At 39.0% G+C, this 24905-nt stretch carries 24 protein-coding genes; 6 read left to right on the top strand and 18 right to left on the bottom strand.

The genetic code is table 11. The annotated features are described in order from the left end of the window. Positions 1-280: 280 nt before the first annotated feature. From QBK89_RS12730 to QBK89_RS12715, 4 genes are all read right to left on the bottom strand, one after another. Entirely contained in the window at positions 281-991 is a 711-nt protein-coding gene (locus QBK89_RS12730; RefSeq protein ID WP_284141436.1) for an ABC transporter permease, read from the bottom strand. Beyond that, the gene (locus tag QBK89_RS12725; protein ID WP_284141435.1) at positions 988-1836 is read right to left on the bottom strand and encodes an ABC transporter ATP-binding protein; all 849 of its coding nucleotides are present in this window, start codon (positions 1834-1836) and stop codon (positions 988-990) included. Before QBK89_RS12725 ends, QBK89_RS12730 begins: the two co-directional genes overlap by 4 nt. A 106-nt stretch (positions 1837-1942) precedes the next feature. Next, on the bottom strand, positions 1943-2971 hold the full coding sequence (locus QBK89_RS12720; protein ID WP_284141434.1) for a LytTR family transcriptional regulator DNA-binding domain-containing protein: 1029 nt from the start codon (positions 2969-2971) through the stop codon (positions 1943-1945). Between the two features lie 209 nt (positions 2972-3180). After that, entirely contained in the window at positions 3181-3921 is a 741-nt protein-coding gene (locus QBK89_RS12715) for a MerR family transcriptional regulator (RefSeq protein WP_284141433.1), read from the bottom strand. Between the two features lie 176 nt (positions 3922-4097). On the opposite strand from QBK89_RS12715, the gene QBK89_RS12710 reads away from it, so the two are divergent. Continuing rightward, positions 4098-4583, top strand: coding sequence for a hypothetical protein (locus QBK89_RS12710; RefSeq protein WP_284141432.1), 486 nt, complete (start codon positions 4098-4100; stop codon positions 4581-4583). A 155-nt stretch (positions 4584-4738) separates the two neighbouring features. Here QBK89_RS12710 and QBK89_RS12705 read toward each other — a convergent pair whose 3' ends face one another. Both QBK89_RS12705 and QBK89_RS12700 read right to left on the bottom strand, forming a co-directional pair. After that, complete coding sequence (locus tag QBK89_RS12705) at positions 4739-5557, bottom strand: squalene/phytoene synthase family protein (RefSeq protein ID WP_284141431.1); 819 nt, start codon at positions 5555-5557, stop codon at positions 4739-4741. Positions 5558-5686: 129 nt separating this feature from the next. Continuing rightward, positions 5687-6664, bottom strand: a complete 978-nt coding sequence (locus QBK89_RS12700; RefSeq protein WP_284141430.1) for a hypothetical protein — start codon at positions 6662-6664, stop codon at positions 5687-5689. Between the two features lie 265 nt (positions 6665-6929). Between QBK89_RS12700 and QBK89_RS12695 the strand changes: the two genes are divergently transcribed. Continuing rightward, a complete protein-coding gene (locus tag QBK89_RS12695) occupies positions 6930-8096 on the top strand; it encodes an MFS transporter (protein ID WP_284141429.1) in 1167 nt (388 codons plus the stop codon). A 246-nt stretch (positions 8097-8342) separates the two neighbouring features. On the opposite strand, the gene QBK89_RS12690 is transcribed toward QBK89_RS12695, so the two are convergent. The 3 genes from QBK89_RS12690 to QBK89_RS12680 form a co-directional block, all read right to left on the bottom strand. Further along, entirely contained in the window at positions 8343-8882 is a 540-nt protein-coding gene (locus QBK89_RS12690) for a DUF1572 family protein (protein ID WP_284141428.1), read from the bottom strand. Positions 8883-9027: 145 nt separating this feature from the next. After that, entirely contained in the window at positions 9028-10896 is a 1869-nt protein-coding gene (gene abc-f, locus QBK89_RS12685) for a ribosomal protection-like ABC-F family protein (protein ID WP_284141427.1), read from the bottom strand. A gap of 155 nt (positions 10897-11051) precedes the next feature. Further along, positions 11052-11168 (bottom strand): RAxF-45 family protein, encoded by a 117-nt coding sequence (locus QBK89_RS12680; protein WP_284141426.1) that lies wholly within the window; start codon positions 11166-11168, stop codon positions 11052-11054. A 163-nt stretch (positions 11169-11331) separates the two neighbouring features. On the opposite strand from QBK89_RS12680, the gene QBK89_RS12675 reads away from it, so the two are divergent. Then, positions 11332-12492, top strand: a complete 1161-nt coding sequence (locus QBK89_RS12675) for an AI-2E family transporter (protein ID WP_284141425.1) — start codon at positions 11332-11334, stop codon at positions 12490-12492. A 306-nt stretch (positions 12493-12798) separates the two neighbouring features. On the opposite strand, the gene QBK89_RS12670 is transcribed toward QBK89_RS12675, so the two are convergent. Next, positions 12799-13851, bottom strand: coding sequence for a DUF3900 domain-containing protein (locus QBK89_RS12670; RefSeq protein ID WP_284141424.1), 1053 nt, complete (start codon positions 13849-13851; stop codon positions 12799-12801). 257 nt (positions 13852-14108) lie between these two features. Here QBK89_RS12670 and QBK89_RS12665 point away from each other — a divergent pair, with 257 nt between their 5' ends. Further along, positions 14109-15002, top strand: coding sequence for a DMT family transporter (locus tag QBK89_RS12665; RefSeq protein WP_284141423.1), 894 nt, complete (start codon positions 14109-14111; stop codon positions 15000-15002). Between the two features lie 68 nt (positions 15003-15070). On the opposite strand, the gene QBK89_RS12660 is transcribed toward QBK89_RS12665, so the two are convergent. The 7 genes from QBK89_RS12660 to QBK89_RS12630 all read right to left on the bottom strand — a co-directional run bounded on the left by QBK89_RS12660 (position 15071) and on the right by QBK89_RS12630 (position 19915). Further along, on the bottom strand, positions 15071-15475 hold the full coding sequence (locus QBK89_RS12660) for a DUF4064 domain-containing protein (RefSeq protein WP_284141422.1): 405 nt from the start codon (positions 15473-15475) through the stop codon (positions 15071-15073). A gap of 325 nt (positions 15476-15800) precedes the next feature. Continuing rightward, the gene (locus QBK89_RS12655) at positions 15801-16307 is read right to left on the bottom strand and encodes a GNAT family N-acetyltransferase (RefSeq protein ID WP_284141421.1); all 507 of its coding nucleotides are present in this window, start codon (positions 16305-16307) and stop codon (positions 15801-15803) included. A 78-nt stretch (positions 16308-16385) separates the two neighbouring features. Continuing rightward, on the bottom strand, positions 16386-17087 hold the full coding sequence (locus QBK89_RS12650) for a hypothetical protein (RefSeq protein WP_284141420.1): 702 nt from the start codon (positions 17085-17087) through the stop codon (positions 16386-16388). Beyond that, on the bottom strand, positions 17087-17830 hold the full coding sequence (locus tag QBK89_RS12645; RefSeq protein WP_284141419.1) for a hypothetical protein: 744 nt from the start codon (positions 17828-17830) through the stop codon (positions 17087-17089). Before QBK89_RS12645 ends, QBK89_RS12650 begins: the two co-directional genes overlap by 1 nt. Continuing rightward, entirely contained in the window at positions 17811-18713 is a 903-nt protein-coding gene (locus tag QBK89_RS12640; protein WP_284141418.1) for an ATP-binding cassette domain-containing protein, read from the bottom strand. The genes QBK89_RS12645 and QBK89_RS12640 overlap by 20 nt, the downstream gene beginning before the upstream one ends. Continuing rightward, complete coding sequence (locus QBK89_RS12635; protein WP_284141417.1) at positions 18710-19096, bottom strand: GntR family transcriptional regulator; 387 nt, start codon at positions 19094-19096, stop codon at positions 18710-18712. Before QBK89_RS12635 ends, QBK89_RS12640 begins: the two co-directional genes overlap by 4 nt. A 300-nt stretch (positions 19097-19396) precedes the next feature. Then, positions 19397-19915 carry a hypothetical protein gene (locus QBK89_RS12630; protein WP_284141416.1) on the bottom strand — a complete coding sequence of 173 codons (519 nt, stop codon included), beginning with the start codon at positions 19913-19915 and terminating at the stop codon, positions 19397-19399. Positions 19916-20258: 343 nt separating this feature from the next. Here QBK89_RS12630 and QBK89_RS12625 point away from each other — a divergent pair, with 343 nt between their 5' ends. Together QBK89_RS12625 and QBK89_RS12620 are read left to right on the top strand one after the other, a co-directional pair. Beyond that, on the top strand, positions 20259-20858 hold the full coding sequence (locus QBK89_RS12625) for a DNA-3-methyladenine glycosylase (protein ID WP_284141415.1): 600 nt from the start codon (positions 20259-20261) through the stop codon (positions 20856-20858). A gap of 483 nt (positions 20859-21341) precedes the next feature. Further along, on the top strand, positions 21342-21530 hold the full coding sequence (locus QBK89_RS12620; protein WP_284141414.1) for a hypothetical protein: 189 nt from the start codon (positions 21342-21344) through the stop codon (positions 21528-21530). Between the two features lie 547 nt (positions 21531-22077). Here QBK89_RS12620 and QBK89_RS12615 read toward each other — a convergent pair. Continuing rightward, positions 22078-24732 (bottom strand): calcium-translocating P-type ATPase, PMCA-type, encoded by a 2655-nt coding sequence (locus QBK89_RS12615; protein ID WP_284141413.1) that lies wholly within the window; start codon positions 24730-24732, stop codon positions 22078-22080. Positions 24733-24905: the final 173 nt, after the last annotated feature.

The raw sequence follows: 24905 nt of genomic DNA, 5'->3' as shown, positions 1-24905 counted from the left end.
TTCGCTTTGACTTGGTCAATAGAATAACCTCCCAATCGCTATATTTTTATCTTACAATAAAAAAACTGAACTGCGAAGCAAGAGCCGTACGCTCTCCTACTTACACAGTTCAGTTTACACTCCCTGGACGGCTAATTCTGTGTTAGCCGTCCATTTTAGTTTATGAAGTGCTTAATAAACTGCTTCTTAAGCAGAATAAGAAGCAAATTCTTTCTATTATCCTATATAAATTACTTTCCAACCTTCTATCCACTTATACAATATTCAATTCATTCTTACCCTAATAATCCATCTCACGTTTCTTAAAGGTAATTACCGCTAGTATTGCTATACCAACGGTCCAGGCAACCATAATCATTAGATGGAACCAAACATCCATAAACCCCAATCCCTCTTGTACCTTCGCTGCAAACTCCATTAATTGAATATTGGGCATGTATTCTGCGATAGCAAAAACAGGATTCTTCTCAATTAAAAACTCAATAAAGATACTAAATCCAAAAATAAAGAAAAAGGGCAGGATCACAACTGACGCTTCTACAACTGATTTGGTAAGTAGACCTAATAAAGTTCCTAGTCCAAGATAAAAAAGCGTAGAAATAATAATGGCGATCGCTATTAATACGAAATTTGCTGGCTCATAGCCTGTTAGTATTGCACTTAAAACAATCGTTATAATCGTCAAAATAAAGGACACTAAACTTTTTCCTGCTAGGATTTCAGGAATAGTCGCTGGTGACAGCATCAAGCCGCGGAGTGTATTTTTTTCCTTTTCCTCTGCTATTAATGCACATTGAATATATGCTGCAACCATGACAAATGCGATATTTATTGAAAGAAAGTGTATCTCAAGTGTTACAACTTCCATCCCCCCGTAAACAGCAGCAAAAATAACCGGCATAAGAACGGAAGTAGAAACAAACATGTTTTTTGATAAGTCCTTTATGTCTTTTTGAAATATAGCCATCAAGCGCTTCATCGAAGGCATCATATTAATTCCCTCCCCGTTACTTCAACAAAAATATCCCCTAATGTTGGTTCATTCGAATGAATCGAGATGACATTATTTGTGGACATATATTGATATACTTCCTTTGCCCCGTCAGCTCCACCAGGTAGCTTTACTACTCGCCCATCCTTTAGTTCAAGAACTAACGAACCATCTGAAAATTGGCGACGAAGGGCCATCGGTCCATCAAGTAAACGAATCATCCCTTTATGCAACAATGCAACCCGATCGCAAAGTTGCTCCGCCTCTAACATGTCATGTGTCGTTAAAAAAATGGTTGTGCCTTGTTCATTTAGTCTTCGAAGCCCTTCATGGATATGCTTTGAATTCACTGGATCGAGTGCTGACGTAGGCTCATCTAAAAACAAAAGCTCTGGCTCATGCAGTAATGCTCGTGCTAAAGTTACACGCTGCAGCATCCCCTTTGAAAGCTTTGATACGATTTTTTTCTGCTCCTGTCGCAAATTCACCATATCTAGCACTTCATCAATGCGCTTTGCTGCTACATTATATAAATCAGCATATAGCTTTAAATTATCGTAGATGGATAATCGAGCATATAGCCCACTATTATCGGTCAGAACGCCCATTTTCTGTCTGTATTTCCCTTTTTTTAAATGGGATGTTGCTTTTTCAAATACATATGCTTCTCCCGCTGTTGGGGCAAGCTGACCAGTTAAAATTTTAATTGTTGTCGTTTTACCTGACCCACTAGGACCAAGAAGTCCAAATGTTTCCCCTTTCTTTACTTGAAAATGAACATTTTCTAAAGCTGTTTGATTTCCAAACATTTTTGCTAATGATTTTACGTCAATAATGTTATGCACGCTTTTCCTCCTCTGTTATTTTCCTGTACAACTATACAATAAGGAAAAACGCGCATGAATACAGTATATTTTCTCTGAAAAGCGTATTTCAGAGGTTGAATGGTGCTTATTTCACTCCGAGCATATCCTTTAAATGTGTCATTTTCGTCTTAGAAAGCGGAATAGATGATTTAGGTTTATCATCTAAAATTAAGCTATAGCTATTCCTCGTCCATGTAATAACCTCTCTTACCTTTTGCAGATTTACGATGTAAGAGCGATGACATCGGTAAAACCCAAAATACATGAGCCGTTCTTCAAGCTCTGTTAATGTAAAGCTAGTTGGAAAAGCATCTCCATTGATATATAAATTTACTTGACCTTCTACACTTTCAATATAATCAATTTCAGGCGGATCGAACAGCACCATCTTATCATTAATTTTTGTAGGAATCTTATGAAATTGAAACGTTTTCTCTTCACTTGCTACTTCTTCCTCTAAAGATTTCGCATTGCTTGATTCGGTTTTTACCATGTGCAGCCCTTTTTCATCTAATCGATAAACATGATCTGTTACCGTAATCGCGCTTTCCATATTGCTCGTTAGTATAAGAACGCCTTTTCCTTCTTTTTTCAGCTTTTCTATTAGATGAATAAACACGCGCTTCGTCTCCACGTCTACGTTCAAATCAGGCTCTTCAAAAACATAAAGTGCAGGGTTTTGCAAAAGGATAGACCCGTAATGTACACGTCTTTGCTCAGACTCACTTAGCTTTCCAATCACCTGATGACGTTTTTCAGCTAATTGAACATCTTGTAAAACCTCCTGCAGTTGTCTATCCTTTCCATATAACCGATGAATGAACTTAAGTTGATCATCTACCTTTAATCGTGTATATATCCCTGCATTCAACTGAAGAAAGCCGACCTGTGATAAATAAGCTGCTTTTCCATCCACATATGCCTTATCGTTAATCGTAATCTTTCCGTTCGGACTACTTTCTGTACCCATTAAAACATCTAAAAGTACCGTGCGAACATTCAAGCTCGAGAAAATCGCCTTAACTTCACCTTGTTCTATTGTAAAATCAAAAGCTGGAAATAACAAAACATCCCCATGGTGCTTTTCCAAATTGCGTATATGTAATAATGCCATGACGTTCTCCTTTTACAGCTTCTTTTTTATATATACAACAAATTTTACATCTGTTTCTCAGAAATACCAACCTGTTTTTTTCTTTAAAGGAAAACGTTCAAAAAGCACCGTCTAAAAATGCAGAGAACAAAGCTGCTTAACTAGTTTGTCAGCACGCAAGCATATTGAGATTAAAAAGACGCTGTGTTTTATCACAGCGTCTTACATTCCTATCTTTGGTTTCGTTCCGCATATACTGCCATCGCGTTTTTCATAAATTCTGCTAACCCGTCTCCATATTTATCGATATTTTTTGTGAAACGTGGATCATCAACATACATTTGACCAAGTCCTTTAAATGCTTCGAGGGAATATGAACCAAGTTGATTCAAATAGAGAAACCATTCTTCAATATATGCTTGTGCCTTTTCTGAATCAGCGGGCTCATCGCGAACTGTTGCTAGCTTTTTATAAATCGCATCGAAGGCTTGTGCCATTTCTTGCTGCTCCTCCTCTCCCATACTTGCTATCTTTTTCTTAGACTGTTCGACTGCCGTGTCTCCCCACCGTTGTCGTGCTTCTTCCTCATAAGGATTATGTCGGAAATCAATTCCTGCAAACCGTTCTTTATCTGTCATCTCTATTTCTCCTTCCTCACATTGAATCGTTTGATTGATTGTGGTAATCATTTGATCAATCCGTTTTCGCTTATCGATAAGCATTTTGCGTTGCACACGAAGTGCTTCTTCATGATCATATAGCGGGCTCATCATAATTTCTTTGATTTGCCTTAATGGAAAATCAAGCTCCCTAAAGAATAATATTTGCTGTAGCTTTTCTAAATCTTTTGTTTCATATAAGCGATAGCCTGAGCCCGGCATCTTTTGGGGAGATAATAATCCAATATCATCATAATGGTGGAGTGTACGCACACTTATTCCCGTTAATTCTGCAACCTCTTTCACCTTCATGGGAGAACCTCCTTTCCACTACACTATAAAGCATCACGTAACGTGATAGTCAATCCTTCTTCGTATTTTTTAAAAAAATAGACATTCGTCCGCCCATTCTTGATAAAATCAATCCCTTTCTAGACGAATTCACCATATAGTAAAGTAAGGCATTATCAAAAAGGAGGCAATGAACGATGTATTATGATGACCCTTCATACATCGATTATGATGATAGACAATTTAACTTTCCTGGTATGATGAATCAAATGTTTCCAGGCATGTGGCCAGGTGGAGCAGGCTTTCCAGGACAACAACCTCCTGCTTACCCACCTTTTCCTGGTGGACCGGGCTTCCCTGGACAGCCTGGAGGAGTAAATCCCCCATTTCCAGGAGGTGGAGGTTTTCCCGGGCAACCTGGAGGTATGGATGGGGGACCACCTACAAGTCCACCACCAGCCTTTGAGCCCCAGCAGCCCTCTATGCAAACCTTTGCTGTAGATCCTGGAGCGATTCGCCGTTGCTTATATCGTTATACCTATATATGGCTGAGAAGAAGTTCGTTCTGGTTTTATCCAGTCTTCATCGGTAGAAACTCAATTGCAGGCTATAGGTGGCAACGAAACAGATGGGTTTACTTTGGAATTGACTTAGACCGCATTCAATCCTTCCAATGCTTTTAGTTTTTCACATCTTAGCTAATAAAAAGGTCAGGCAGATCATCGAATGATAATCTGCCTGACCGCTATCTTTTATAGATTGTACTGCTCGTGCCTTCTTTTTTACGAACACAGCTGATTTCCCCCATAGAAAGAAATGCTGTATTCCTATATTGTCATCACTTATTTAATATCTCTTCCACGGTTTCTTCGACTTCCTGGCGTGACATTTTTTCTTCTCCGCGCTTTAATGCCTTCAGGGTTTTCTTCGCAAGTGCTAACGGAATACTGCAAAACAACTGGATATTCCGCGTCTGTATATCCTTCATATATTCATCCGCTTTAGCAAGGTTGTCCTCTGCATACATAAACATATCAGCGCGCGTCCAATTGTCAGGAAAGAAACGAACACCTCGTTCTGCATCTTCATCTTTATTTCGTAACACATTTACTGCTTGGAGTCCTCTTCCGTAGGCAATAGCCAGTTCTCGATTTGTTTCGGTTCCATCGTACCATCTCCAAATATCTGAAAGCATGACACCGACAAGACCCGCAACATAATACGTATAATCGTCTAGATCTTCCTTCGTCTTAACCTGCCACTCACGTTCCACCCAATCTGCCATACCTGTTGCCATAATGCGAGTCGATTCGGTTACTTTATGTACAATTTCTTGTGGGCAAAAATCAATCCAATCTCCTAGACGGAGCGTTACTTCTGGCAATAATGACGCATGTGGCTCTATTAGCGCTTGGTATGCTTCTTTATCAAAAGGACCAGATAACAAGCGGCTCGTTTCTCGTAATAGATGCTGCTTTGTTGCTTTATCCATCTCAGGATGATCTTCCATTTCATCAATCGCACGCATGCATAAATATGCCGATGCTACTGTTTTTCGCAATGGTTGTTTTAATAATTTTATTGGTATATAAAAGGTTCTGCTTGTAAGCTTTAATACATGCATTGCTTCTTTTTCCAATAATACTTCTTCACTCACTGAAAGTGCCTCCTTTAAGGAACATGCGTTATTACTAGTATAACAAAAACGATGCGTTATTTCTTTTCCTATGCATAACCAATCATCATAGATTTCAATTATTCACAAGAACAACCGAAGGCAAACCGACTACAATTCATCGACTTGCACTTTTATTTTCCGTTCAATTCCCTTACTCCCGTCAGGCTCTTTTTTCACAAACTCTCCTAATAGCTTTTCTCCACCTTCACCATATTGTTCGCGAACATGCTGCCCATTTTTTCCTTCCTCTGGATCCATCGATAGAACAATTTCATACGTTTGTAAATTCTTAATACGGCGGTCTTTTCGTGGGTTTTCCATATAAAAAACAGCTGTACCATCTGGATTTGTATATGCTGTTCCTTGAAATCCAGCTGTTATATAACCTGGAATTGCGGCATTTGCTCTTAAAAACGTTCCTTCAATTATATTACTTTTCATTTGAATAACTAAATATGCTCCCTGCTCTTTTAAATCAACCTCAATCCATATATCTGGCATGGCATAATCCTCTGGAATATCCCATGCTGGTTCTTTTATCGGAAATGTTACTTCTTCATCCTCTAAAAAGACCGTATGCTGAAAAGTAGCTACGCTATACATTTCATGTAATTCACTAAATAAACGAACGAAGTTTCCAGACATTTTTTCCTCGTAATGCTGTGCAATCGATCGTGATTGGAAACGTGGATCAAATTCTATTTCTACATGAAGAATTCCGTTCACACCTTTTGGTAGATTACGATGAAATACAAAATCGCCATTTTCATTCACAATCGCTTGTGTATCTGTTTGAATGAGTATAGCATTTTCTCCTTTAACAACAAGCTGAATCTTAGAACCTGGAAGTAAGTTCGTCATTCCTTTCACATGAACAGCTTTAGAAGTAACACGAACTTCTCCTTCAAACCATACATCTAATGCCCCTTGGTCAATCGGAACCGTTGTAACTTGCTTTGTATGGGGATCATTCGTCTTGGCACTTATTGCCGCTATACCAAGTATCGGCAATGAGTCAATTAAGACCATTGCCACCCAACATCCAATTAAAATGGTGGGAACAATCGTTTTACAGCACTGCTTCATTTAACGATCTCCTTTATAAACACGTTAAAAATCCTATCGCAACCAACTGCTCGTTATCCTATAAAAAAACGGAAACGAGTTCCTCTTGTAATTTTCCTTTAAACAGGGTAGGATATACATATGATTAGGGTGAGGGTGGGTAAATATTGCCACCTATTGCCTCGGAGACAAGAGCCTCTCTTCGTTCCTGGCGAAGAAGGCTCTTTCTATTGTTTTACAGGTGGACAAAACATAATGATAAACAGCGAAAGAAGGAAATGCCTGTATGGATAAACGTGTCTACTTTTTAATGATTGTTTCTTTTATTGTTGGTATGGTCGAATTAATTATTGGCGGGATTCTTGACTTAATTGCGGACGACTTGCAAATCAGTCTCGGGAAAGCCGGTCTATTAATTACGATATTTTCATTAATTTTTGCCATTGCTGGACCGGTATTACTCATTGCTACCGCCGGAGTAGAAAGAAAACGACTAACTATTGTATCTCTTTTTGTATTTTTGCTAGGCAATATCGTTACCTTGTTTAGTTCTACGTATATGATTGTGTTCCTAGGGAGAATTATTTCAGCGATGAGTGGAGCACTTCTCATTATTTTATGCTTAGTTATGGCGCCTACGATCGTGGACCCTAAGTATCGGGGCAGAGCAATTGGCCTTGTATCGATGGGGGTCAGTGGTTCTTTAGTACTCGGTGTACCACTTGGACTAATGCTCGGAAATGCTTTTGGCTGGCGTGCACCCTTTGTGATGATTAGTTTATTAACCGTCTTATCTATTGTTGGTGTATTCTTTTTTATGGAACGAGTGGAACCAAAGCCTTCCATTCCAATCGGCAAACAACTTGCGACCTTAAAAAGCAGAAAAATATTATTTGCACAATCAACGACATTTCTTTTTTTAGCGGGACATACCGTGTTATATGCTTACTTAACTCCTTTTTTAAAAACTACAATGGGCATGGAAGGCACTGCCATTAGCGTGGCCTATCTCGTCTTCGGTGTTGCCGCTGTTAGTGGGGGAGGCTTTGGTGGAACCCTAGCAGATATCTTTGGTACAAAACGGACGATTCTCGTTGTTACGGTAATCTTTGGCTGTGCTATATTTGCGATTCCGTATACGACATTTGCGATGCCAGTCTTTCTTGTTGTGATGATTGTTTGGGGAATGATGAGCTGGGCAGTGTCTCCAGCAATGCAAAGCTATCTCATTGAATCATCACCAGAAACGTCTGACATTCAGCAAAGCTTAAATAACTCCGCGCTTCATTTAGGAATTGCGTTTGGTTCTGTTGTTGGTGGTGTTGTCATTGAGCATACCTCTGTGACGCATAATGCTACCGTTGGCGGATTATTAGTTGTGTTAGCATTAGGAACAGCACTATTATCCATGCACGAAAAAAAGCAACTACCGAAAAAGCAAGAGCAGCTTTAGGCTTTATATTCAAATCAAAAGAAGATGAGAAATAACATCTTTTTATCCAAAAAACACGAACGAAATATGAACGACAATCCTTTAAATTTAATTAAACGGATGTATAGAGCAGTTGAAATGGGTGAGACTCCCTCGGAAACAGCACGTGCCCGGGGAAGGCGAACCCATTTTCAAACTGCGAGGCTAATGTTACAATTACTTCTTTTCTCTACCCAGTTATTTTTTGAAAAAATTCACATATTTGTTTCATGATTGCTGATGTTTTTTTAGCATTTGCTCTAAATATTCTTCACTTTTTCCTTTTGGAATACTAAGACTTTCCCAATTATCCCCTTTTAATTGCTTAGCGATTAGCACCATTTGCCCAACATGATAGGCATAGTGCGCAAGCTGTCTTTCAATTGCCTCCAAGACCGTTTGCTGTTCCCCTCGGATCGTTATCTTTTTGAGAAGATCCTTTTCCTCTAATTGTCCTAACGCATAGAATAACGTATCCCAGCCTTCATTCCAAATCTGCATCAGTTCGCCAACAGCAAGTCCCGCTGCTTCAAATTCCTGTTCCCGCTTTCGAAATGGTTTTTCCCCATCCGTTGTTAAGAAATCCGTCCACCGTGAAAGCATATTCCCGCTCAAATGCTTTACGATGACAGCAATGCTGTTTGATGAGCTATGATATACCCAATGTAATTCATTTTCTTCGAGCTGCTGTAAGGTTTTTTCTCCAAGGTCTTTTAAGCTCGAAAACCGCTCATTGATAATTTGCAAATAAAAAGTGCCTAATTGCATTCTCCCACCTCTTCTCGAATTTTGTTAATACTTTTTCGCTATACCCCATTGCTCTGCAGTCCTTAACCTAAATCCCATTAAATTTTGACTTATTCAATAATTATAACAAACCCGGTGTGAAAGCTTCCTTCTAAAGAACTTTTTTTCAGTCGAAACGTCCTACAAGCTTCTCCCATTTTTGCTCGAGCTCTGTTTTCTCCAAATGCATTTGCTGCAACAGTTCGACGCGCTGTTCATTTTCCATTGCCGCTTCCAGCTTTTCCAACTGGGCTTCAATGCTGTTTATCTCTTGTTCGAGTTTATGTGCTTCGTTAACAGGAGTTTTCCAATCATTCCGCGCTTTTTTCTTTGCTTGCTCTTTTAGCTGAGGCTGTTCATTATTTCTTTCTATTTCAGCCATTTTCTTTTTCGCATAGCTATAGTTACCAGAAAATTTTCGAACTTTCTTATTAGCGATCCAATAAATATGATCAAATAACTTATCTAAGAAATAGCGATCATGGGAGATTGCGATAATCGTGCCTTCATACGTATCAAGTACATCCTCTAATATTTCTCGTGACTCAATATCTAAATGGTTTGTTGGTTCATCCAGCACTAACAAATTGGTATCTTCCTGCATGAGCTGCGCAAGCCGTAAACGCATCCGCTCTCCACCACTAAGCTGTGAAACAAGTTGAAAAACCATTGGTCCGTAAAATAAAAAACGTGCTAAGATCGATCGTGCTTCTCCTTCTGAAACGTTCGCTTTTTCACGAAACGCCTGTAACACCGTTTGCTCTGTTTCCCCAGTAAACACATGCTGTGCTAAATAACCGATTTTCACATTGCTTCCAAGCCGCACTTTTCCTTCATCCGGAACCTCCTGCTGTAACATCATGTGAACGAGGGTGGATTTCCCTGTGCCGTTTTCACCAATAATCGCTACTCGCTGCCGGTATGTCACATGAATGGTGCAATGTGCATAAAGTAATTGGTTTCCAAAACGCTTCGTTACATCCTCTAGTAAAATCACGTCCTTACCGCTGCGATCTGTGACTTCCATTTCGAATTGCATTTTCCTTCGCTCGATAACAGGACGATTCAGTTTTTCCATCCGTTCCAAAGCACGCTCCATGTTTCGCGCTCGTTTGTGTAGTCCTTCATTCGGGGGATTGGCTCGATTAGCCCAATCTCGTAACCGTTTTATCGCTTCCTTCATTTTCTTTATCTTCTTCTGCTGCTCTTGATAAGCTTGAAACTCTCGTAATAAACGTTCCTCCTTTTCTTTTACATATCCTGAAAAATTCGTTGTATATATCGTTAGTTCCCCATCCTCTAGATCGTAAATTTTTTCTGCGACATCGTCTAAAAAATACCGATCATGGGAAACGAGCATACATGTTGCTGAATAATTGTTTAAATAGCTTGATAACCATTCAATTGCCTGTAAATCTAAATGATTTGTTGGTTCATCTAAGATTAATAAATCTGGCGCTTGCAAAAGAATAAGGGCTAAGCCTATTTTTGTTTTTTCTCCACCGCTTAAAGAAGTAAATCGCTTTTCCATTAAAGCGGTAATACTTAATCCTTGAACAACCATTTGCAGCTTTGCTTCGATTTCATAGCCACCTTTTATCGTAAAGCTATCTTGTAATTGACCGTATGCCTGCAACAAGCGTTCCATTTCCTTTTCACTATGATTTTGGTTCATATTCGCTGCTAAGCTCTCCATCTCCTGCTTCATCAGGAGCAACTCTGAAAACGCTGTTAAGAGTACATCACGTGCTGTTTGATCAGGAGCAGCCTCTGGAATTTGCGCGAGATAACCAACTTTTATACCCTTACGCCAATGAATTTGTCCTGAATCGGGGGTATCTTCACCAGAAAGCAATCGAAATAGCGTTGTTTTTCCGCTACCATTCCTTCCAACTAATCCAATTCGGTCACCTTCCTTAATTTCAAAGCTTATTTCTTTAAAAATGGTGTTCCCACCATATGTTTTTTCTAATTGATTACAACTACATAATATCATTGCAGTTCCTCCTATTAACATAATAAAAAGCCATGAGAAATACAGCACTTCCCATGGCTACGAATCCTTTAAATAAAAAAAGAACGTCTAAAACGCCCTCTTTAACCGTTCATATTATAAGTAGGTAGAGTGTTTTCACTGTTTTAATTTGCTATTCACTTGTTAAAAAAGGGCATACGTATCCCGTTAATAACAGAAACAGCAAATTTTGCACGGCTAAAATATAAGAACTCTGTCCAATATCCGCGTGCAAATACAGCTTGATATAACATGCTACACCTACCTCCTTTTTATCGTTAATACTAGCTTAATATTTCTGACAACTTTTCGCAACCTTTTTATAGCTAAATAATGACAGCCATCCCTACTTTCATCTATACTATAGATACATAAAAAATCTAAAACCATTCTATTTTCTATATAAAGGAGATATCTATGAAATTAAATACAGAAAGCCGCTTTATGAAATTTTTAGGTGGCAGTGATTTAGTTTTTGGACTTGTCGTATTCATCCTAATCGGGATTGCTATCTATATTTACAACCAAATATCTTTTATCTTTCATCCAATCATTGTCATTATTTCAACAGTGGCAGCACCTATTATTCTGGCTTTTATTGCCTATTATTTAATGAATCCCATCGTTAGCTTTCTGGAACGTCTCCGTATTAAACGCCTCTGGGGGATTATCATTATTATTCTTGGAATTAGTGGATTGCTGACTGGTGTTGTTTTATTAACAGCACCTGCTATTGAAGCGCAAATCAAAGAATTAGCAACGAATTTCCCACGGTACTTACAGCAAATGAGCAATGGGATAAAATCTTGGGTTGATCATTCCTTCCTTGGACCATATTATGATGAGGGCTACCGCTGGGTAACCTCAAATCTTAGTGAACTACCTGGAAAAATAAGCGAATACCTTGGTGGAGCGGTAGAAGGAATACGCAATGTTGCTAGCACCTTGACCCATGTGATGGTGGCAATTTTCACCTTTCCATTTATCCTTTTCTTTTTATTGAAGGATGGTGCCAAATTTAAAAAATATTCATTACGATTGCTTCCACCGAAGTATCGCAATGATTTTCAACAAATCCTGAAAAATATGGATGTGCAAGTAGGTTCCTATATTCAAGGGCAAATCATAGTCGCTTCCTGTATTGGTATCCTATTATTCATTGGCTATTTAATTATTGGCATGCCATATGCGATTACGTTGGCAGTTGTTGCAGCAATTACAAGTGTCGTTCCTTATCTTGGTCCGATTATCGCTATTTCTCCTGCAATTATTATCGCCATCGTTAATTCACCATTTATGCTCTTAAAGCTAGCGATTGTTTGGGCAGCGGTGCAGTTTTTAGAGGGACATTTTATTTCTCCTAATATCATGGGAAGAACAATGCAAATTCATCCTCTAACAATCATTGTTGTACTACTTGTCGCTGGAAATTTATTTGGTATTGTCGGTGTTATTCTTGGAATACCAGGCTATGCCATTCTTAAAGTAATCGTCGTTTACGTATTTGGCAAATTTAAATTACGATATAACCGTTTCTTTGGCGAAACATATGGAGCATATGAAACAAAAGATAAATAAGATCACACCTAAAAGAGCTGGGATAAAAGTATTTTCTGCATAGTAAAATCCGAACTATTCACTCGAATAAGTTCGGATTATTTGTATTCAAAAACAGCATTTCTCATCGCTTCGTCAAAATACTCCGCTTTCCGCGGGCACGGCCTCAGCTAACTTGGTAAAGAAAAGCCCTTTACCAAGTGGATCTTCAGCTCGTGCTGTTCCCGCAGGAGTCTCTGTATTTTGACTGCACTTAGATTACCTTCAAATCTTATTATTCGTCTTTAAAGTAACCTGTTCTGGATTTGTCCCAGCCTCTTTTATAATTTATTCTTTATCCAGCAACTGCTTCACAACTGTTTCTAACTGTTCTGGCTTATGGAATTCAATTGGTGAGAAGCCTTTTTCAAAATGGATTGCTTCCGCTTCAATTAACAAAACATAGCGATCATTCGCTTTTGCTAAATGAACCGTATCACCAAAATCAGAAAGCATAGAACGTACCGAGTGATGATCAAGTTTCATCTTCAGTTCTACTTCTGGTGCTGATTCAACGATATGCGAGGTTGCCTCTATCACTTCCTCTGTCGTAAACCGCTCCTGCAGCTCTCGTTTTGGTGTAATGGCCCATTCCGCAATGGCTTCTTCAAACTTTGTTTTTTCTTCACTATCCTCAGGGTATGCTTCTTCGATATGTGCGTGAACAAGGTCAACCACTTGGCTGCGGACAATCTCCGGCATCGCCTTCTCATAGGCAACAAATTTCAAAAAATCCTCAAAGTATCGTGCATGGGATGCCTGATATACCTTTAATTCTGCACTATCCATCATGCCCTCTTCAGGCATATATGGATACTGAATCGACTTCATGTTTTTTGTTGTAATAGCCATTTCTACATTATGTATCAAAGTGGCTTCATCGGTGATCCGCGCTACTTTCTGCTCAAAATCACATTTCAAAATAAAAATAAACGGATCATCAAAAAACTTCGTCAGCTTCGCAGAAACAATGATTAATGCACCTTCTCGTATTGCGCTTGTTTCAATATACATTTGAGCAATCTCATCTGCTGCGATACGAAAATCATCTGTCGAGGCAGCAAAACGCACACGATGGAATTGATTATAATTGGGGTTTGATGTTAATTCATGTCCTGGCTCCACAATAAACCGGCCAATTTTTGTTGGAGCATCGACAGATTTCGCATGTCGTTCCACTCTTCGTTTGGCGATTTTTGTTAATTCTCCATCTAAAAAGTCTTTTAAAGGGCTTTCCTCATATAAAGAATGATCTAATGTTTGAAAATGCTTATACCGTTTATCGTCCTGATCCTTTAATTCGATAACATAGAATGATAAATAGTTAATCTCAAATTCCATAATAACAAAGCTCCCTCATGCTGTTCTCTGCATTAATATTTGGTAGGTTCACGCTCGAAAAATTCATTCATATACCTGAATTATTCATTATATCGTATTTTATCCAAATTGATAGACTATCTTTGAGGCAAGTCTAGCGATTTTTTCAGGCGAAGCATAATTAGGAGTGTCAGAAATTGTTGAAGATAGGGATTGCCAGTACATCACCGAGTATGATACCTTTTTCTTATTATGCGATTGATTAGGAGGCGAGCAAAATGAATAGAAAAGCATTAGTATTGGCGTTTATCACCATTGTTATCTGGTCGGCTGCTTTTCCAGGCGTGCGAGCAAGCTTACAAGGGGGATACACACCAGAGCATCTTGTGCTTGTCCGCTTCTTGATTGCTTCTTCTATTTTCGGATTGTATAGCCTTATGCCTCATGTCCATTTTAAGCTTCCAAATATACGAGATGCCGTGCGAATATTTCTCCTTGGATTCGTTGGTATTACGGTATACCACGTAGGCATTACCTTTGGCGTGCAAACCATTACTGCAGGGACTGCTGCCATGATTGTTGGTGCAGCTCCTATTTTCACAACAATTATTGCAGTAATTGTATTAAAAGAACGCATGGCAGCAAGCAGCTGGATCGGGTTAGCGATTGGATTTAGTGGCATCGTACTCATTACACTTGGTTCTGCAGGTCCCGCATTCACAATATCGAAAGGGACGATTTATGTACTGATTGCAACGATAGCAACATCTATTTTTTTCGTATTTCAAAAGCCGTTATTTAAACGCTACGATCCGATAGAGTTGACCGCTTACTTTACATGGGCAGGCACATTGCCAATGCTGATTTTTTTGCCTGGTTTACTTTCAAATATGATGATTGCGACAGCAGAAGCGCATATAGCCGCTATCTTCGTCGGTGTCTTTCCGGCAGGGATAGCTTATGCAACATGGGCAATTGCACTTTCCTTAGGAGATGCGAGCAAAATTACGCCAATGATGTATTTAGAGCCCGCATTAACAATTATTATTGCTTGGTTTTGGTTAAACGAGTGGCCAAATACGCTGTCATTAATAGGTGGAACCATTGCCATTGCAAGTGTACTAATTGTGAATACCTTAGGTAGAAGAAGAAGAAAAACACGTTTGGAGTAATTTTTTGCGGAATGGAATTGTGCTATTCACATATTCCATTCCGTTTATGTTTGTATCGGACTATTCGGTTATAAAGAAACGGAAGGTCTATCTGGCTTGCGAACAAAGCACATAATTCCGGCAATCAAATATAACAACGATTGGAAAGCAATACCGGTAAAAATAAGCCAGCTACTTACAACCGTTGCAGCAATAAAAAATGCACCTGCCACATTTGGTTTTTTGGATAAATTTAAAAGACCAATTATGCCTAACACAAAACTAATAACACAGCTAACAATGGGAATCCATATTAAATTAATAAATAAATAAAGAAATTGATTAAATCCTCCATATCCCAATTCATTTATCCCCTGCTCTAACAAACCAACACCACTGTTCATAATAATGAGTACAACTATCCCAAGCAACATAAATAATGCATCCATCCCAACACCAATTACACCTAACACCATTTCTCCTGTTCGTTTCATGTGCACTTCCTCCTTTTATCATATGTTCAGGCTCATTTACACCTATTGTTCAGTAATCGAAAGTCGCCTTACTAATATTTACAATTACAATATTAGTAATCAAAAGCTCAAGTTCTTTTTGAAAGCCTTCCTCCATTCAATCGAGGCAAAATGAATCTGCGTGTCATTTTATGTATACCCGTTTGTACGAAAAATAATGAATAAGGTTTCATTTCATTTTTTACCGCGATTTCTCGGCAAGACCCAACACATAATGGCTGGATTTTGTAAAAAAAGGCTTGGTATCGCAATAGGTGCGAACCAAGCCTTCAGCTTCCCAAAAATTCTATTCTCCATTATCAATCCAAAATCGCCTAACCACGTTTCCATCGCTCTCCACATAATGTTCCGCTTCTACTCCGCCATTTTTTTCAATTACTCTAGCGGAAGCCGTATTCGATAGATTACAGGTAACGAGCACGCGATCGATTTGAAGGGCTTTACATTTCTTGAGCGCTTCTGCAAGTACGATTGTTGCATAGCCTTTTCCACGCTTTGATGGACGTGTACTATAGCCAATATGGCCGCCAACGTTTAACAAATGCCGATTAAGCGCATGGCGAATGTCTACAAGCGCGACAACGACATCTTGATCATCTACTAGCATATAATTCGTACTTGGTAGCCATTTTCCTTCACCACGCTCGCGCTTATGAAGGGATGCTAAATAAGCTTCATAGCTTTTATAGCCGCCTAAATGAAAGCTACTCGGTGTCATCCGATCGGTTCCCCACTCTTCCACATACGACTCATGCTCCATTTGCCACTCTATTGATGGCCTTACTAGTCGCATCCCCATTCCCCCTTCATTTGAATGACTAAATTATAGCTGAACGCCCATTTTTTGCAAGGATTCCTTTCATGTTAGGGTCTACTGTTCATCCACATTCGATTCTAGCTGGACACGAGCTGGAACACGGATATAGATAACTCGATCGCCATAATAATCCGAATCCCAATCCAAATCGGCACTGTAAAATAAGTCGCCCTTCGATCCCTTCAGAAACTGCCTAAATGGAAATTCATTTTTAAATTGAGATAATTGAATATTTCCAGCATCCGGATGCTGAATCAATAATCGGTCATCCTCCAACGATACTTTGGGGGCGATTCGAATCTCACTTGCATCAAAGCTTTCACCAATAATAAGTGGGGTTTCATATAGTAGCACTTCAATCTCGTTCGTATTCTTTCTTGTTCCGTAATATACATCAATTACGTCCCCATTTCCCCAGTATTCTTCGATATTTAATTGATTTCCTTCAAATGGAAACGTCCATTTCTGGGTAATATACTTCTCGTCTACATTTGCTAGCTTCCCTTCATATGCCTCCATAGAAAGATTCGGAATTTGCGTTACATCTATTTTCTGTGTAGGATCTTCAGCCGCTACTGGCAACAAATAATATAATATCGTCGACAATACGAGCAGAAAGCCGTAGCCAACTAGTAAGTATAACGATTTATTTCCACGCGTTTTTTTCGATCTACCAACCTTAAGTCCAATAAATACAGCTATAATAACGAGAGCTACCACAATAATTATCGGCATAAATCCAAAGATAATATGCATTATTTGCTAACCTCCTGTCTGTTCAAAAGGTAAAAGGAAGCAATAAAGAAGGCAGTAGCCGTAAATCCAGTCTTTACGAACCACCATATAAACGAGTCTTCTTGATAATAGAATTCATGGAGCCATAATAATAGATACTGCTCTTGCATCCCGAAAAGGATAAGTAAAGCAATGAATACGACTGGCAAAATAAAGGCAAACATTTTATTCATCTGTACAATAGAGCCGAGCAAATATCCGACAGCACTAAAGAGAAAAACATACAGGATGGTTGCTATACCGCCCATTACATATTCTGAAGGATGCAGCGCTGCTTCTTTTACGAATGTAATATTATCCGAACTAAAATACGTGATCATCCATAACAAATTTCTTGATAAAATTGCTGTAATCGCTCCAATAACACTTATGGTAAATAAAAATGCGACATTTGCTAGCTGTGCAGTAAAACGATTCGTAATAAAAACAAAATCAGCTTCACGATATGCTTTTGACGTCAATAGGATTGCGACAATAAATGCCCAAAGCATGGTAAAGGCGAGCACAAAGTCTGCAGAGTAAATCGATTCACTTACATTAACACCTTCTCTTCCATGTGAAGATGAACCAATACCACCGAGAGAAAATATAATAGCTATCGCTTGCAATATAACGAGGTTTGTAAAAAAAGGACGATACCCTTTCCATTTAAATAAAAATTGCTTTTTCACGATATCGATTAGTTTAGGCGTCGCGAAAGACATCATCAATTCCTCCTTTTTTCAGTTGTGTCATATACAGGCAGAGTTCAGCTGGTGAAATTGACGTCGGCTTTATTCCTAGCCCTAATAACTGATCCATTTTTTCCTTTGATACATTGTTTCTTACTACTAAAAAAAGGCTGTTTTCCCCATCGTCCTTGGAAAACAAGATTTCCTGATCATTTGCCCATTGTGAAAGAACTGCTTGATTTCCAGTTACACCAATCGCATATTGTTGGAGTGCATCGATGGATAAGTGCAACTTAACCCTACCACGATCTATTAGTAAGACATCTTCAAGTAAATGCTCGATTTCATTTAAATGATGACTCGAAATAAGAATTGTTCTTGGTGCTACAATATAGTCGCGAAGCAAGGCACGGTAAAAATCATTTCTTACCGCTTCATCCATTCCAGTTGTAGGCTCATCAAAAATAGTAAGTGCGCACCGAGAAGCAAGACCAATGATCGTGTTAAAAGTGCTCTTTTTTCCCTTTGATAAATGATCATGAAACTGATTTGGATGAAAGGAAAAATAATCAAATAACCGCTTCGCAAGCTTGGCATCCCAATTTGGATAAAATCGTGCCGCTTCGGTCAGTATACTATGAAGTGGCATTGCATCTGGAAATGTCATTTGATCGTCGATATAAATCATATTGGCGGAAACCGTTAAGCTATTAAACGGATTTTCCGAAAACACGTGAATGTCCCCTTTTGAATGCTTCCAATATCCCGCGATTAATTTTAATAAGGTTGTTTTTCCTGCGCCATTTCGTCCAATGATACCAGTGATTGTATCTTGTTTAATGGAAAAAGTAACCTCATCCAAGGCAGCTACGTTTCCATAGGATTTTGATACCGCGTTACATTGTACAATATTCATGCTTCATCCCCCTCTATTTCCTTATGCGCCTTGGTGATCATTTCCATTAGCTCCTGCTCACTAACCTTCAGTCGTTTCGCCTCGCGCACACTATCTAAAATAAGCCCCTTTAATGTGCCGTTTTTACGCTTTTGTTGGATAATGTGCTTTGCATCCGCTGTTACAAACTTCCCTAATCCTCGCTTTGTATATAAAATCCCCTCATCTGACAGGAGATTAAGCCCTTTGGCAGCGGTTGCTGGATTAATATTGAACACTTCTGCTAGCTTATATTGAGAAAAAACCTTTTCCTCCGTCTTAAAATGACCAACTAATATTTCATTCTCAATCCATTCCGCTATTTGTATATAGATTGGCTTTGTACTATTTATATCCAGGTTCAATCCAGCATCCTCCCTTCATGCAGGTTAGTGCATTACTGTTGTAATGTAGTATATAGATTGAAGCGTAATTCGTCAAGAAGGAAAATTAAGATTAGTTGCGGTGTTTTAAGCCAGAGTTCGAAAACTCAAATTTTGCGCTATAATTAGATGCAGTAATACATGATTTATCTTGGTTAACTATCACTTGATTCGAACGATCAAACTCATCTTTAATAAGACATATAATTACCTTCCTAGTAGTTATTTTGGATTAGAAAAAGCACCCTATTTAGAGTGCTTTTTTTCAAAAACTATATTATTTTATTTAGTAAGTCTCTTTTTAATTGATTCTATTTGAGTAAGCTCATGCTGATATTTATTAAGCATTAAGCGGGTCACCAATATGTCAAAAAAATGTTGTGAGCTATTGAGGAGACCCTCCAATAGAAAACGTTCGTTAACCTTCAAAGAATTTTCGTCTATAGTTATTTCTGTTTGTTGACCAATATCCTGTTTTATAATTACTTCAATTGGTTGACTTGGATAATAAAAAGTAGCCTCTCCATTGTCAAGGTATTCTTCAATGGTATTCAAATAGTAGGAATATAAAGTAGTTAGATCATCAAAGATTGGTATGTTGCCAATTTCTTTATAATTCGATATAAACACTATACTTCCTTCTATCATCAATATACCATTTTCAACATGCTTCTCTCTATTTTTTTCGATTGTTTCAACCAAATACTCGTTATTATAACCGCCAATATAAGAATCTGCGTTTAAAGAAAGATCATCTAGATCATATACTTCTTTTTTTAGATAGAAATTCTTAATTTCCAATAAAGCACCTTCTTTTTATTCAGGAGATAGTTGTTTTATGCGCCCTTTAGTTATTCTAGCTTTCCTTTCATTGTACCAGCCACTGTAAGACGGGATATCTCCCACCTTCCACCAGTAGGTGTATGCTTGAAATCACTGACGTTGGCATCGTCCCCTAATCCGCTTGTTTACGCATTTTCCTTCTCATTAAAAACAACTCCGATTTCTTTGTTATTGCCACCTATCCTAATCTTAGCATGGTTTGGATAATTTTTCTTAGTTCTGTAGTCAATTTCTTGTTTTCCTCCATGCGTTCCCACATACTATAGCTACATCTTCCATTTCGACATAGAAGGAGGTTACCATGATTAATAATAAACAGCGCTTCACTCCTCTACCCGAGACATTCTATCAACAACCAACTCTCCCACTAGCGCAAGCATTGCTCGGACAAGTGCTTGTAAAAAATACAGATGAAGGAATGACGGCTGGGATTATTGTAGAAACAGAAGCATATCTTGGTGCAGTCGATCAAGCAGCACATAGCTTTAAAAACCGGCGCACAAAGCGGACCGCCATTATGTTTGAAAAAGCTGGCATGGTCTATACTTACTCCATGCATACACACTGTCTCGTTAATGTCGTAAGCGGAGAAATAGAAAACCCTGAAGCGATTCTAATTCGCGCATTGGAGCCTTGTTGCGGCATTGACTTAATGCAGCAACGCAGACCTGTAAAGGATATTAAAAGCCTTACCAATGGACCTGGGAAATTAACAAAAGCGATGGGAATCGACATGCATGATTATGGCAGATCCTTTCTAGAGCCTCCTTTATTTATCGCCAACGGAAAAACACCGATAGAGATTGAAGCTGGGCCGCGCATCGGAATCGAAAACTCCGGGAAGGCAAAGCATTACCCTTATCGGTTTTGGATAAAAGGAAATCCTTATATTTCAAAATAACCTACACACTGCATAAACAAGTTGGCAGAAAAGGATTTTTCATTCTTTTTAAGCATCATTTTAAATCGAAGTAATTTATCAAGCAGTTGAAATGGGTGAGACTCCTACGGGAACAGCGCGAGCCGAAAATCCACTCAGAAAAGCAAACTTTCTTTTCCGAGTTAGTTGAGGCCGTGCCCGAGGAAAGCGAACCCACTTTCAAACTGCGATGCTACTATTACGTAAAGCGTTATGAGATTCTGGGGAAGAATTATAAAAGACCATAAAAACACAAAATGTAGAAAGTCATGTTTAGGCGTGATCTTCTACATTTTTGTGTCGAATGTTAAATTTAGTAAATCACGAGAAATTATAAAAAAATAAAGGACTTTCCAAATCGCGCACAGAATAATATGTATTGTTACTTACAATAAAAAGACCAATTATCCAGCAGTATACAAAAGATTGTAAAGTTATTAGAGACGATGAGTTGGGAGAATGGATATGACAAAAGTTAAAAAAGTCAACATGATGGGCTGGGTGATTGCGTTAATTTTTGGTCTCTTGAAATTTTTCTACCCAGAAGGATCAAGTTTTATCACTACTGGACCTGGAGGCTTGTTAGGCATAATAGCGTGTCTTGTAATGATTACCTACGGGCACTCAAAAGGATTTGCAAAAGAGGAAGATTAAAAACTAAACACCTTCTAGTTCAACAAGGCCTGTAAGAGATTTTACTCTTATGGGTCTCGTTTTTGTTGGTGCAGTTTTTGCCTGTTTAAATAAGCCTCTATCCTCGGTAATGAATCTGTTAGGGACCTATTTTCAGACTTATTTCGATAGGAGGAGAGGGCAAGTGAGTAAAAGAATCAAACCAGAATATATGCAGCACCTGAAGAAAGCGCCTTAGCCTGGAAGTACAGACTAATTATTGGTAAATCCAATAAAAATGTCAAGCTTAAGTGGGGAGAGATTGCTGATCTATTAGGTCTTGGATGCAGTGGCGAATACTCATGAAAAGCAGCGTATGGAATTTTAGAATTCATCCATTGGCAAGAAGAAGAAGGGCTGCCGAAAATGGATTAGGGTGTTTTTTTGAGATAACCCCCCTCTGAAAAGCAGCTTCTCTTTTCCGAGGGGGTTGAGCCGTGCCAGGGATCGCGAACCCATTTTCAAACTGCGGTGTTAGTGTTCTTATTTTAATACAAATACGCTTGCTTTGTCTCATTTCCTTTATATTTTATACAAAGACACGCTTGATTCCTTTCACAATTTCATTAACAACGATAGGAATAATCGATAACCCGATCACGAATAGCCAATCTAATAGGGCTAGTGAACGAACATCGAATAACCCTTGGAAAAGCGGGATATTGACAATCGTAATTTGAATGACTAGTCCAAGAAGTATCGCTCCAATTAACCACCGATTTGTAAAGAGACCCACTTGAAAAATGGATTTCCGCTCATTCCGTAAATTTAAGGAATGAAATAGCTGCGAAACACTTAATGTAATAAATGCCATCGTTTGTGCATGGATTAATGCATCACCAGAAAGATGCTTTAAATCCATGGAAAACAACGATTCAGAGCCTGTATATACCTTTAACCCTTCCATAAAGGCAAAAAGCGTAAGCGCCCCGATTAGCGCCCCGTTCCACAAACTAAACGCAATGTTTTCGCTTGAGAAAATCTTTTCGCTTGCCTTCCTTGGCTTTTCTTTCATAATATCCGGATCATCTGGATCAACCCCTAGTGCAATAGCAGGCATCGTATCTGTAATAAGGTTCACCCACAAAATATGCACTGCCGTTAATGGCGCAGGCCACCCCATTAAAATTCCAATAAAAAGCGCGACAATTTCTCCGAGATTACAGGAAAGTAAAAACAAAATTGATTTTTTAATGTTTTTATAAATGTTACGTCCTTCTTCAACAGCAGCAGTTATTGTCGAAAAGTTATCATCGGTCAAGACAACATCTGCTGCCCCTTTCGCAACATCTGTTCCGGTGATTCCCATGGCGACGCCAACATCGGCTTCTTTCAAGGATGGCGCATCATTTACCCCGTCACCTGTCATCGAAACGATTTTCCCACGGTTACGAAGTGCTTGGACGATACGCACCTTGTGCTCTGGAGAAACACGAGCAAATACACGAATGGTGTCTACCTTTTCTTCCAGCTTTGCATCACTAATAGCATTTAGTTCTTTTCCTGTCATTGTTTCATCTTCATGGGCTGCAATATGCAGCTCTTTTGCAATAGCAAGTGCTGTCTTTTGATGATCTCCGGTAATCATGACAACACGAATCCCTGCATTACTACACTGTTCAATGGATGATTTTACTTCCTCTCTAGGTGGATCAATCATCCCTGTTAATCCAAGAAATACAAGCTCTTCCTCTAGTGCTTCGCCACTCTTCTCATCTGAAAGCTTCTTATAAGCAACCGTCAATACACGTAACGCTTGTTCGGACATATCATTTGCCTGCTGCATTATTTTCGCACGATCGGCATCTGTTATCGGCTGTACAACTCCATTGATTTCAATGGAAACAAGCTTTGGAAAAACACTTTCTAGTGCCCCTTTGACATATACAACCTGCTGTCCATCCTCTTGGTGAACGGTAGACATCATTTTCCGATCCGAGTCGAATGGAAGCTCATCAACCCGAGGATGCTCTAATTCCAGCGTTTGCTTGGATAATCCCAATGCCATCGCCGCTTCAACTAAGGCAATTTCTGTTGGATCACCCGTCTTTTTCTCATGATCAATCGTTGCATCGTTACATAATGTAATTGCTTTTATAAACCGTTCAACGGTCGGATCTGAAATCGCCACATCAGATAACTTGGTATAGTTATTATTTGTAAAAACATTTGTTACCGTCATCCGATTTTGCGTTAATGTCCCGGTTTTATCTGAACAAATAACACTAACCGCACCAAGTGTCTCTACCGCAGGCAGCTTACGAATAACGGCGTTTTGTTTTATCATTCGCTGGACACCTAACGCCAGTACAATTGTTACAATAGCAGGAAGCCCCTCAGGAATAGCTGCTACTGCTAAACTAACAGCAATAAGGAACATATCGAGGAGTTCGCGTCCCTGTAAAAATCCGATTAAAAAAATGGCTGCTGAAATGGCAATCGCACCTATTCCGAGTACTTTTCCGACTTCGTCTAGTTTTTTCTGAAGTGGGGTCATCTCTTTGTCCTGGTTTGCCAGCATCTTCGCGATTTTACCAATTTCTGTCGCCATTCCGGTTCGAACGACAATGCCTGTTCCTCTTCCATATGTTGCAAGCGTGGACATAAATGCCATGTTCTTCTGATCTCCTAAAGGAACATCCTCACTAGGTGCTTGCCAGTTCGCATCCTTGTCGACCGCTAACGATTCTCCTGTTAAAGAAGATTCTTCTACTTTTAAATTTGCTGTTTCAACAAGCTTGACATCTGCTGGTACATATCTACCCGCATCGAGTAATATAACATCACCAACAACTACCTCTTCAGAAGGGATCTCCTGTGTTGTTCCATCTCGACGAACAATAGCTTTTGGAGTAGACATCTTCTTTAATTCTTCCAAAGCTTTTTCAGCCTTTGATTCTTGAACAACCCCAATTACCGCATTTAAGGCAATGACGAGCAAAATAATGACTGCATCGCTCCACTCACCGACTATTGCTGAAATCGCTGCCGCAGCAATTAAAATATAAATAAGTAAGCTGTTTACTTGCCGCCAAACCAAGACTAGAAAAGATGCCTTTTTTGTTTCTTCAAAGCGATTCGGTCCAAACGTAGCTAACCGCTTTGCTGCCTCTTCTGCTGATAGCCCTTGTTCCACATTAGTTTTGTGTAGATTTTCTGCTTGTTGATCCTTTTCCGCTTCCATGTTACCCCTTCTTTCATCTAATAATAATAGAATCCAGTCTGTTATTAATCGAAAAAAGCTAACACTTGATTTATGATTATTGTAGCAATATTTACGCTGTCCAACAATTTCCAGCAAGGATGGACACTATTTTTTCTAACTTATTATATGAGATATTCGAAATATTATTTGAG

The sequence above is a fragment of the Virgibacillus sp. LDC-1 genome (genome assembly GCF_030137545.1).
Taxonomy (GTDB): domain Bacteria; phylum Bacillota; class Bacilli; order Bacillales; family Amphibacillaceae; genus LDC-1.
The sequence above is the reverse complement of the archived record's forward strand: the minus strand, read 5'-3'. Positions and strand labels throughout refer to the sequence as shown.